Raw genomic sequence first — 12242 nt, 5'->3', positions numbered from 1 at the left:
ATTAACGGGGTCGCCAGGTTGAAATTGAGTCTTGATACTGTTGGTTGTGTTGTCAATAACAATTTTACAGAATCTTTATTGTTTTATTACTTTTCTTGCGGGTGTTTCTTGATGCGTCCGTGCGGTTGTGGTTTGACTGTAGATGTGTTGCTTGGCTGAATCGGTTTATTGTCCTGGTTCTTAAGGGTTCAGCAGTATTTCTAATTTGCATTGCATGTGATGTACTGCCGCATTGGGTTAATGCCATGTTTTTGGCATGTGCATCGTGGAGTGTTGAAGAATTTTTTCCGTTTTTCTCAATGTGTTTTTGCGGTAAGGAAGAGGCATGAGAATAGTCATGACCTGTTGATCCACGTAGGGCTTGCGAAGCAACGGGATGTTTATCGTGTCGGGGCCATAGGTTTGAGGCAGGGGATGTGCTCTGCCGGAAATGATTGCTACGAGGTTGGGGTGTTGGTGCGTTGCTGTGTCTAAATCGGCGGTGTTGCGATTGTGTTCGCTATCAGGGGATCTATGTGTTCTCAGGTGGGATCGGTATCGTTTATCTTTCCGAGGGCGCGTGCGCGCCGGGTGGCGGCGTCTATCGCTTTTGCGACAAGTGTTTGGAAGTCGTTTTCTTGAAATGTTGTGATTGCCGCTTCGGTGGTCCCATGCGGTGAGGTGACGCGGTGGCGCAGTGCGGCAGGTGTTTCCCCTGACTCGGTCATCATGCGTGCGGCACCCAATAGGGTTTGCTGGACGAGTGTGCGTGCGTTTGCGGTGGAGAGGCCTTGCATGATGGCTGCTGTTTCCATCGCTTCGGCAAGCAAAAACGCATAGGCTGGACCGCTCCCTGATACGGCAGTCACGGCGTCCATTAACGCTTCTTCGGTGATCCATAGGGTCTTGCCTACGCTGTTAAAGAGTTCTTCAGCGATGGTGCGTTGTGTGCCCGTGGTTTGTGAGGTGGCGAATAGTCCGGTTACGCCGGCACCTAGCAGGGCTGGGGTATTCGGCATGGCGCGCACAATCGCACAGGTGTCGCCAAGCCAGTGTTTGAGTTTGCAGGTGGTGATGCCTGCAGCGATTGAGATAACCAGTGGTGTGTTGGGTTGCACTGGAAGTGGCAGGGTGGCACACACGTCAGGCATCACTTGGGGTTTCACGGCCAGCACCCAGGTGCTGGTGTCGGTGGCCGCTTCTGTGGCTGTGGTGACGGCCTTGATTTTGAAGTCAGCGATAAGTGCATCGCGCAGTGCGGCGATTGGTTCGATGACGCATATTGACGTGCTGGGGGCGCCTTGGCGGATCATGCCTGCGATCAAGCTGCGCGCCATATTGCCGCCGCCGATGAATGCGATCTGTGATGGGCTGGGAAGTAGGGTGACGTGTGGCATAGCAATGCTGGAGAAGGAGGCAATTATGGTAGCGGTAGCTCTTGTCCACCGTCGATGTTGCACGGGGCGTCAACCATGCGTGTTGATCGGAGATGCAATGGGGGGCGTAAATGAAGGAGGGTGTGTGTCGATTGTCAAAGTGGCCGGTTTAGGTGGGTGTGCTCGTGGAGCAGTTGGTCACTGTTGCCACGATGCAGGGTGTGTTGGAGTTGCAATGTGGGTATGAGTCGTGGGCATCAGAGCGTGCATTGGGTGATGAATATCTGTGTATTCGAAGAGATGGACATGGTCAGTCATGGTGTTGCTTGATCCGTGCATCCGTAGTGTGTTGCAGGTGTAACGGTGAGTTGCGGTACTGGAGTAACTGTGATTTAGTCGAGGCATATGCGGTTTATTCAGAGCGTTCCACGGCAAGAGCCGTGAGTAATGCGTTGCCGCTTTTCCCGTATCGTAAAAGGCAGCCATGGTTTCCAGCACCCGCCAAAGGATTGAAGAGAGTATGTTGTACGATGCCAGCGATGAGCGGGATGCCTGTGGCTTTGGCATGGTTGCGCAGTTGGATGATCAGCCTTCCCGCGCGTTGCTTGAAATTGCCATCGCTGCACTTTCGCGCATGACGCATCGTGGGGGTGTTGCTGCCGATGGGCTGACCGGTGATGGTTGCGGCTTGTTGATTCGTAAGCCTGATGCTTTCTTGCGTGCGTTGGCTGGTGAGGCCGGTATCGCGCTTGGCCCCCGTTACGCTGTCGGTATGGTGTTCCTGCCTGGTGAACGTGCCGCGGCGGCGCATTGTCGTCAGGTGTTGGAGGCTGAGTTACAACGCGTTGGAGTGCGGCTGTGTGGTTGGCGTGAGGTGCTGATCAATCGCAGTGTGTGTGGGCAATTGGCACGGGATACGTTGCCGCACATTGAGCAGGTGTTCGTTGATATTGATCCTAAACACAGTGAGGATGCGTTCGGGGTGGCGTTGTTTCTGGCGCGTCGCCGTGCTGAGCGGCAGTTGTGTGACTATCATGATTTTTATGTCGCCACCCTGTCCCCCTATGCGATTTCTTATAAAGGGATGGTGTTGCCGGATAAGTTGCCGGTGTTTTATCCGGATCTGCAGCGCAGCGAGCTGTCTTCTAGCGTGATCGTGTTTCATCAACGCTTTTCCACCAACACCTTGCCGCGTTGGCCGTTGGCGCATCCATTCCGGTTGCTTGCCCATAATGGCGAAATTAATACGATTGAAGGCAACCGCCGTTGGGCGCAGGCGCGCAGTAAGGTGTGGCGAAGCCCGCGTTTCGATATCGCCGAGTTCGATCCGGTGATTTCGATGAAAGGCTCTGATTCGCAGAGTCTGGATAACATGCTTGAGCTGTTGATCGCTGGTGGCATGGACCTGTTACAGGCGTTGCGTATTCTGGTGCCGCCAGCAACTAGAACGTTGGAATTCAAAGATGCTGATCTGGCGTCGTTCTATGAGTTTTACGGCTTGAATACGGAGCCTTGGGATGGTCCGGCCGGTATCGTTGCTTACGATGGTCGCTATGCGGCTTGTATGCTTGATCGCAATGGTTTGCGTCCGGCGCGTTGGATGTTGACTGCGGATCGTCACTTTCTTGTTGCCTCTGAGGCCGGGGTATGGGAGTTGCCCGTTGAGCGGGTGATCCGTAAGGGCAAGCTCGGACCTGGTGAGATGATGGCGATTGATTTGAAGCGTGGTGATCTGCTTGATTCCGATGCGATCGACCGTATTAACCGCGCGCGCGCGCCTTACAAGCAGTGGTTGCAGCAGGGCGTGACTTATCTGCAAACTGAGTTGATTGATCCATCGTTGGTTGAGGAGCCTTTCTCCGACCAGACATTATGTAGTTATCAAAAGCTATTTCAGCTCAGCACGGAGGAAGTGGAGCAGGTGTTGCGTCCACTTGCGGAAACCGAGCAAGAAGCCGCTGGCTCAATGGGGGACGATACCCCGATGGCGGTGCTTAGCGCGCAGATCCGGCCGTTGTACGATTATTTCCGACAAGCGTTTGCGCAAGTCACGAATCCGCCGATTGACCCGCTGCGTGAAAGCATCGCGATGTCCCTCACGACCCAGTTGGGCAGGGAGACCAATATCTTCCACGCTGGTCCGGAAACGGTAAATCACGTCATTCTTGATTCGCCAGTTCTGAGCCAGCGTAAATTGCGTCAGTTGCTGAAGATGCCGCAGTATCTGGAAAAGAACCGGCTTATTGACCTTTCTTACACTGTGGATGAAGGGTTGCAGGCTGGGCTGAAGCGAATGTGCGATGAGGCCGAACAAGCGGCGCGTGATGGTATCGTCATGTTGCTACTGTCTGATCGCTATCCAGTTCCGGAGCGGCCGATGGCGCATGCGTTACTGGCGACTGGTGCGGTGCATCATCACTTGTGCCGGGTGGGCTTGCGTTGCGATGTCAACTTGATCATTGAGACAGGCACGGCCCGCGATCCGCATCATATGGCTTGCTTGTTGGGTTTTGGTGCAACGGCGGTGTATCCGTACCTGTCCTATCAGATGCTGTTTAATTTGGGGCGGCGGGGCATCCTGAAGTTGCAGAAGGCAGGCGAGCAGTCGCAGATTGGCCGCAGCTACCGCAAGGGGATCTACAAGGGATTGTCCAAGATCATCTCCAAGATGGGGATTTGTACGATTGCTAGTTATCGTGGTGCGCAGTTATTTGAAATCGTTGGTTTGGATCCGGATGTGGTGGCTTTGTGTTTCCCGGACACTCCGGCGAGGATCGGCGGTGTGAGCTTGATGCAGTTGCATACTGAGGCCTGTGAGTTGACTGCACGTGCTTGGAATGATCGCATCGCACCTGAGGTCGGTGGCTTGCTGAAGTATGTGCATGGTGGTGAGTACCACATGTACAACCCGGATGTGGTGATGACGCTGCAACATGCGACACGCACGGGTGATGCGGCGGACTGGCGCTTTTATATGGATGCTGTACACACGCGTCCACCATCGGCATTGCGTGATTTGCTGCAATTGAAGAAGGCGGAGATTCCAACCCCGTTGGATCAAGTTGCTCCGGCAACCGATGTTCTGTGCCGTTTCGATACTGCTGCGATCAGTCTTGGTGCGTTGTCACCGGAAGCGCATGAGGCGCTTGCCGTCGCGATGAATCGCCTGGGTGGGCGTTCCAATTCTGGTGAGGGTGGGGAGGACCCTGCGCGCTATGGCACCGAGAGGCGTTCGAAAATTAAACAAGTGGCTTCCGGTCGCTTTGGTGTCACTCCCGAATATTTGATTAATGCGGAAGTGCTGCAGATCAAGATTGCCCAGGGTGCCAAGCCGGGTGAGGGAGGGCAGTTGCCTGGCCATAAAGTCAATGATTTGATTGCGCGGTTGCGTTACGCCAAACCTGGTATTGGTCTGATCAGCCCGCCGCCACACCACGATATCTACTCCATTGAGGATCTGGCGCAGTTGATTTATGACCTAAAGCAGGTCAATCCGCAGGCGTTGGTGTCAGTCAAGTTGGTTTCGCACGTTGGTGTGGGCACGATCGCCGCTGGTGTGGTCAAGGCGGGTGCTGATCTGATTACGGTCTCTGGTCACGATGGTGGTACCGGTGCCTCGCCAATCAGTTCGATTCGCTATGCTGGTGTGCCGTGGGAGTTGGGGGTGGCCGAGGTACATCAAGCGCTGGTTGCTAATGATTTGCGTGAGCGCACCACGTTGCAGACCGATGGTGGTTTGAAGACTGGTTTGGATGTGGTCAAGGCGGCGTTGTTGGGTGCCGACAGTTTTGGCTTCGGCACTGCGCCGATGATCGTGCTGGGTTGTAAGTACTTGCGTATTTGTCATCTCAACAATTGTGCAACTGGTGTTGCGACACAAGATGAGCGTTTGCGTGCCAATCACTTTACCGGCTTGCCCGAGCGCGTAGAGAATTTTTTTCGCCTGCTTGCTGAGGAGGTGCGGCAGTGGTTGTCGTACTTGGGTGCGATGTCGTTGGATGACATCATTGGACGTACCGATTTGTTGCAGCAGTTGGAGGTGTCTTCACGCGAGGGGGTCCGTGTGAATCTGTCACGGCTGTTGACGAATGCCTGCTACGAAGGGACTCACTGTGCTGCGCAGCGTCTCTATGAGTCACCGGATAGTTTGTCGGTACAGATAGATAGTTTGTTGGCCGATGCAATTGCCAATAAAACCGGCGGTGATTACCGCTTTCTGATTCACAATACGGATCGTTCGGTCGGTACGCGCTTATCTGGTGCGATTGCCCGTGTGCATGGCAACCACGGGATGGAGGATGCGCCGTTGCACTTGCGTTTCCGTGGTACTGCCGGTCAAAGTTTTGGTGCATTCAATGTGGGTGGCTTGCATCTGGAATTGGAAGGTGAGGCTAATGACTACGTTGGTAAGGGGATGGCCGGTGGCTGTCTGGTGGTACGGCCGCCGCGTGGTGCACGTTTCGAGGCACGTCATACGCCAATTCTCGGTAATACTTGTTTGTACGGTGCGACTGGTGGCGAGCTTTTTGCGGCTGGGCGCGTCGGTGAGCGCTTTGCGGTGCGTAATTCCGGTGCGTTGGCAGTGATCGAAGGTGCTGGGGATCACTGTTGCGAGTATATGACTGATGGTGTTGTCCTGGTGCTTGGCAAAGTCGGCTTGAATTTCGGTGCGGGGTTCACGGGGGGCTTGGCTTATGTTCTGGACATCGAACGTGATTTCGTGGATCGCTATAACCATGAGTTGATCGATATCCATCGTGTCTCTGTTGAGGGCTTTGAAAATTATCGCCAGCATTTGCGTCATCTTGTTGTCCGTCATCGTGCGCTGACGGGTAGCATTTGGGCACAACAGATTCTTGATGAATTCCGGGATTACATCGGGAGGTTCTGGCTTGTGAAACCGAAGGCGGCGAGTATCGAATCGTTAGCCGAGTCGCTACGCAGTGCCGCTTAATGTGTGTGTTTCCCATTGCATAAACTAGAGAGAAGCAGGAAGGGACTGCGTTTTTCTCTCTGCTATCGCTCTTTCTCAGAGTATGTGTTCCCGCTGGATGGTGAGTGCGTGGAACGAAGAAGTCACGGAATCTTTATTTATGAGTCGCAAGCACGCTTTCCAATTTCTTGATTTGCCTCGGCAGATGCCGCAACGCATCCCGGTGGAGCTGCGTACTTCCGGGGATTGGCGGGAGTTATACGGTAAGTTCGATAAGGGTGAAGCGCAGTACCAAGCCGGTCGCTGTTTGGACTGTGGTAATCCATATTGCAGTTGGAAGTGTCCGGTGCATAACGCCATCCCGCAGTGGTTGCAGTTAGTGCAGGAAAATCGCATTGATGAGGCCGCAGCGTTGTGCCATGCAACCAACCCGCTTCCTGAAGTGTGCGGCAGGGTGTGTCCGCAGGACCGTCTCTGTGAAGGCAGTTGCACGCTGGAGGAGTTTGGTGCGGTCACTATCGGTGCGGTGGAAAAGTACATTGTGGATACCGCGTTGCAGCAGGGGTGGCGTCCCGATTTGAGCCATGTGCAACCGACGGGTTGGCGTGTGGCGGTGGTCGGTGCAGGGCCTGCCGGCCTTGCCTGTGCGGATCGTTTGGCGCGTGCTGGGGTCCAGGCGGTGGTGTATGACCGCTATGAGCAGATCGGCGGGTTGCTGCAGTTCGGGATTCCCAGTTTTAAGCTTGATAAGGCGGTGATGAGTACGCGCCGCCAAGTGCTTGAGGGCATGGGCGTAGAGTTTCGATTGGGTGTGGAGATTGGAAAGGATCTGGGGATTGAAGCGTTGTTGGAGGACTACGATGCTGTGTTCCTTGGCGTCGGTGCGTATCGCTACACGGACGGTGGCTTGCCGGGTCAGGACTTGAAAAACGTGTTGCCGGCATTACCGTTTTTGGTTCAGAACGGACGTATCATTTCTGGCAATGATCCGTATGGCCGTCCGATTGCCGGTTGGGAGGATCAGGTGCAGTTGCCGGATGTGGCGGGGAAGTCTGTGGTTGTACTCGGTGGCGGTGATACCGGCATGGATTGTGTACGGAGTGCGATCCGTTTAGGTGCCACCAAAGTCACCTGTATCTATCGGCGTGATGAGGCGAATATGCCTGGCTCGGCGCGTGAGGTTGCTAACGCGCGGGAAGAGGGGGTGCGCTTTCTGTTTAATCGTCAGCCATTGTCGATTCAATCCGGTACCGACAAACAAGCCATTGGTGTCACTGTGGTGGAAACGAAGCTTGCTGAGCCGGATGCCAATGGTCGTCGCAACGCAGTGCCTATCCAGGGTACTGAAGCGGTGCTGGAAGCGGATGTGGTGATTATTGCTTTTGGTTTTTCGCCGATGTTGCTGGAGTGGTTAACTGCGCAGGGTGTACAAGCGTCGAGCAACGGCCGCATTGTGGTGGCGTTGTCTGATACTGGCGATAGACTGACCTATCAGACAACGCATCCGAAGTTGTTTGCTGGTGGTGATTGTGTGCGTGGTGCCGATTTGGTTGTCACTGCCGTGGCCGAGGGGCGCGACGCGGCTGAGAGCATTGTGCGGTGGTTGCGTGCGACTGCACAGGTGATGGATGTTGCGGTGATCTGAGCGGGATGCTGACGCATTGCACCAAGCCTAGTGGGCTTCGCTGGAGGGAGGATGAATATTGGTTCTCCTTTTGGTTCTCCTTGAGTTTATCTTTGGGATGCTGATCGTGGCATCTGTACGGTTCTTTATGTTGTAGATGAATGTGTATCTCAGAGGTGGCTCCCACGCTTAGGCGTGGTTTCTGGCGATTGTCCGGGGGGGGGCTGTTGTTGTATAGCCCTCTTTGAGGATTGATTTTGGTCGAAGCTGCTGCTCTGTATTATTTTTATGTGTTGTCAATGAATGCTGCATTGCTGAGCATTGCCGATGGCCGCCTATTACTGTGCTTTTTAACAAAAAAAGATTTTATTTTTTTCAAAAAGAATATTCGCTTTTAAAGCGTTTTTTCCTGCTTTGCCGCTTTTTTCAACACAGTGTTAAAGCCTTCTATTTATCAGTATTGCCACTGTCTTATTAACAAGGTTATCCACAATTATTGTGGATAAAGGTGAGCTGTACCGAGCTGAAATGTGCGCTTTAAGTTACCTCGTGACGGGGTGAAAGATTCATAATTCCGTGATGCAGAAGAAATATTCGCAGTCTGTAGTAAGTGATGAATAATCTTTGAGTTGTGAAGAAAAGGTTTTTCGTCGTAGTCCAATGTCAATGCAAGACGTCGATTTTGAATCTGTTGAGTCAGCTGTAAGCAGGAATGACAAAACGGCGATGTTGAGGTGTGCGTATTGAGAGTGGTTGTTGATCGGGAGGATTCAGAGTTATTCATTCACTGTTTCATTTCAAATCCACTGCGGTACTCAACTTTTTCAGTTGTGCTCCAGTGTCGAGTCCACCCCCGTGTTGGGGGTGGTATCTGGATGTGAGTTTCCAATTATGTTGCTGTCAATCAAGTCAGTGGAGAGGGGGCGTTGTGGGTGAAAAGGCCTTGTTTCCCAACATCCTTGGTTGCTCACTCGATCACGTTTTTATTGCGTCTGGTGTGTTTTTTACGATTATTTGTGGATTTTAGTGATCTTACGTGTGTGTGATTCCAGGATGCTCATCTGCGGCTTGTCGTTGCCGTCACTGTTTGGATGCAGGTTGAATGGATAATCGGGACTAAACCAGGGGTTAGATCCCCACCACGTCAGTCCCAACCAGACGTCTGCGTTTTCCTCAATATAGCTGAGCATGCCTTCCAATGCTTTGTTGCAAGTATCGTTGTTGCCAGTAGCGAACTCGCCAAGGAAACCGGTTTTGTGGTAGGTGCGCAGCCAGTTGGTGAATGCTTCTAGCTTCTCGGCTCCGATGGTGGTGCTGATGCATTCGCCCGTCGTGCCGGTGCTATTTTCATTGAGATATTGGTGTACTTCGAACGCCATGTGTTTGGCAGGATCATTGATGTTCAGCAGCGCTTCTCCATTAGGGATGCCGTAGTAGCTGCTCAGCCAACTGTGTGCGCCGCTGTAAGCGGTACCCGGCACTAATACGAGGTTACGTGCGCCAGTGCTGCGGATTGCGTTGATGGATGCTTGAGCAGCCTTAGCCCAAGTGGTTGAGGTGATTTCATGAGGCTCGTTCATCAGCCCGAAGATGACTGCTTTGTCGTTGGCAAACTGTAGGGACAGACGTTTCCATAGATCAGCGAAGGCGCTGATAGGAACATTGTCACTGCCGATCAGCTCATCGTTATATTTGGCGTAGTTATGGATATCTAGAATGATATGTAATTTCTGGGCTTTCGCTTGCTCGACGGCGTTAAGAATCAGGTTGAGTTGCGTGGCGTCCAATGCATCATTCAGTGTGGGCTGGACGCGTTCCCAAAGGACAGGGAGGCGCACGATGTTCATGCCCTTTTTGGCCACGTAAGCGTAGTCAGATGCACTTGGATAAAGATAGTCCTTATAGAGAACACCTGGTTTATTGCTTGGGCTGAATTCCGGGCCAGGAAGATTGATACCAGCGTACGTCAGTATGTTTGTGGTATGGCTTGGTGATGTTGGTGCCAGTGTCGTCAAGCTTGTGAGCAGTATTAGGAAACAGGAGGGGAGGAGGCATAAAGGGTATAGAAAGGAAATGGGCATAGAGATATTTTTCGTGTGTTGTGTGTGGGTATGGTTCAGTTGTGATTGGTATCACGGTCTCTGAGAGGTGCGTACTAAATCATAGCCATCGTATATTTTCAGTGGGCAGCGAGTTATCCGTCGATGATAACAACGCTGTTGTTTGTGCCGAGGCGCTCTGCTGGGGTGTGTGATGTGTCTCAAATGCAGGTGTGGGTGAAGCGTAAGAGTGTTTTTGTCTTTTATGGTTTGGTGACTTGCTGGTATCTGCAGGGTAGTCAAGACACGTTGGCTGTTTGGACTCAGTACGTCGGCATCAATGGCGCTGTTGTGAGTCGTTCTAAGCGGTTGCAGATGTTGCAGTATCTATTGCTTGATGAGGTGTTTTATTCATTGATGCGTATATCACTGTTCTGCCGTGTTTGACATCAGTGTCGGTTTGGTTGCCATCATGCGGTCGCGTGTCGCTTTGAACGGTTGTCCTTCGTACCAATTTGGCCATTGCCCGCTGATCGTCAGGGCACGACCTACCTCGTACAGTGCTTGCAGGTCATCGACAGTACCATCCAACGTCCAAGTTGCTTGGTTGTCTATGTTGTTTGGTTGATAACGTTGCTGTGCATCGTTTTGATTAATGGTGTGCCCACCAGTGACGGTGCTGTTATTACGTAGGGATTCTCCGCGATGGATGTACAACGCAGGCACTCCCGCTTTGGCGAAGTTGATGTGACCTGATCGGAAGTATGTGTCGTTTTGCGTGGATGTTTCACCATGTAGGGTGCGTCCTTGAAGTGCGGCGACAGGTTTGAGAATGTCTTCCAGTTGTGAGCTGCCGAAGCCGATGACGGTCAGGTCACGTGTGCGGTTGGTGACTGACATCGTATCTAGGTTGATGACTCCAGCAATCTTATCCAGGGGGAAGCTGGGGTGCTGTACGTAGTATTTGGAACCGGGCATGTCCGATGCTTTGAATGCCGTTGCCAAGAACACGACGGAACGTTCCGGGCGTGGTCGTTGGTGAGTGTATGCATCGGCGATTTCTAGCATTCCGGCTACGCCAATCGCATTGCCCGCTATCTGGGTGTGGTTATTGCTTATGTTGTCGGTCTGTGTGTCGAGGTGATCCCAATGGGTGGTGTAGATCACTGCTTCATCAGCTTGTTGGCTGCCTGGTAGTACGCCAATGACGTTATGAGAGGTTTTTTGTGTGATGGTGCTTTTCAGGTCCACTGACCAGTTGGCTTTCAGTGAGATCGGTTTGAAGCCGCGTTTGCTTGCGTCGCGGTAAACGTTGTTGAGGTCCAAGCCGGCATTGGCAAAGAGTTGGTGTGCTGTCTGTTGACTGATCCATCCTTGTACTTGCAGGCGCGATTCTGAATCGTCGGCATTGGGCAGGTCATATCGTGGTCCAGACCAGTATTTTTGAAGTGCATCCCAGTGGTAGGTTGTTGCCATGTTGTCGTGCACGATCAGTGCTGCTGCGGCTCCTTTGCGTGCAGCTTCCTCGAATTTGTAGGTCCAGTATCCGTAGTAGGTCATACGCTTGGCACTGGCCAGTTTTGCGTTGCCATTGTGAAAGTTGGGGGTCTTGATGAGTATGACGACGGTTTTACCTTTCCAATTTTGGTTGGCGTAATCGTTCCACTGCTGTTCTGGGGCATCCACTCCGTAGCCGACGAACACTAATTCGCTGTTGTGCAGTTTCACTGTTGGTTGTGCAGTTCTGGTACCTAGCAGGATGTCCCGTCCGAATGTCAGGGCATGGGATTGGTCTGCGGTGTGTAACGCAGGGGTACTCGTCGGATCGGTGATCGTTTCGATCATGGGTACGGTTTGGAACCAGCTGTCACCATTGCCCGGTTGCAGGCCGATACGCAGCATTTGATCGCGGAGGTAGTTGATTGTTTTTTCTTCGCCGTTGCTGTTCGGGGCGCTGTCTTCGGAGACTTTTGAGGTGAAAGATTTTAGGAGTTCAGCAACATCTGCGGAGGTGATTTCAGCTGAGAATACGTGCGAATGAGTGGGCACGGTCGTTACTTCAGCGGTGGGCGGCGGCGGCGGCGCTGGAGTGCGTTGGCAACTGACCAGGCCGGTGCAGACGGTCAAGCTCAACAGGAACGTGCGGGGCATTGGAGGGGCTCGTCGCTGGATGACTGAGAAATTCTACTCGTGATCTGTCGTTGCGCGCGGTATGGGTTTGATATGTGATTAAGGAGGTAGTTGTTTCATTTGGTATCGATCAGGTTGTATTGGTTAGGTCTACGTCCGAT

6 protein-coding genes are annotated in these 12242 nt (G+C 52.8%); 3 read left to right on the top strand and 3 right to left on the bottom strand.

All coding sequences use genetic code 11. The features are described from left to right. Window positions 1-521 precede the first annotated feature (521 nt). A complete protein-coding gene (proC, locus tag F7G16_RS11305) occupies window positions 522-1376 on the bottom strand; it encodes a pyrroline-5-carboxylate reductase (protein ID WP_004087478.1) in 855 nt (284 codons plus the stop codon). 463 nt (window positions 1377-1839) lie between these two features. On the opposite strand from proC, the gene gltB reads away from it, so the two are divergent. Both gltB and F7G16_RS11295 read left to right on the top strand, forming a co-directional pair. Then, window positions 1840-6309: a glutamate synthase large subunit gene (gltB, locus tag F7G16_RS11300; RefSeq protein ID WP_004087485.1), complete on the top strand. Its 4470-nt coding sequence runs from the start codon at window positions 1840-1842 to the stop codon at window positions 6307-6309. A 139-nt stretch (window positions 6310-6448) separates the two neighbouring features. Next, window positions 6449-7933, top strand: coding sequence for an FAD-dependent oxidoreductase (locus tag F7G16_RS11295; protein ID WP_011098354.1), 1485 nt, complete (start codon window positions 6449-6451; stop codon window positions 7931-7933). 989 nt (window positions 7934-8922) lie between these two features. Here F7G16_RS11295 and F7G16_RS11290 read toward each other — a convergent pair. Beyond that, entirely contained in the window at window positions 8923-9993 is a 1071-nt protein-coding gene (locus F7G16_RS11290; RefSeq protein WP_004087488.1) for a glycoside hydrolase family 5 protein, read from the bottom strand. A 144-nt stretch (window positions 9994-10137) separates the two neighbouring features. Here F7G16_RS11290 and F7G16_RS11285 point away from each other — a divergent pair, with 144 nt between their 5' ends. Further along, window positions 10138-10398 carry a hypothetical protein gene (locus tag F7G16_RS11285; RefSeq protein WP_230577827.1) on the top strand — a complete coding sequence of 87 codons (261 nt, stop codon included), beginning with the start codon at window positions 10138-10140 and terminating at the stop codon, window positions 10396-10398. Here the strand turns inward: F7G16_RS11285 and F7G16_RS11280 are convergent. Next, window positions 10378-12102, bottom strand: a complete 1725-nt coding sequence (locus tag F7G16_RS11280) for a M28 family peptidase (RefSeq protein ID WP_004087491.1) — start codon at window positions 12100-12102, stop codon at window positions 10378-10380. The genes F7G16_RS11285 and F7G16_RS11280 overlap by 21 nt on opposite strands. Window positions 12103-12242 lie beyond the last annotated feature (140 nt).

Source organism: Xylella fastidiosa, from assembly GCF_011801475.1.
Lineage (GTDB): Bacteria > Pseudomonadota > Gammaproteobacteria > Xanthomonadales > Xanthomonadaceae > Xylella > Xylella fastidiosa.
This window is presented reverse-complemented; position numbering and strand designations above follow the sequence as displayed.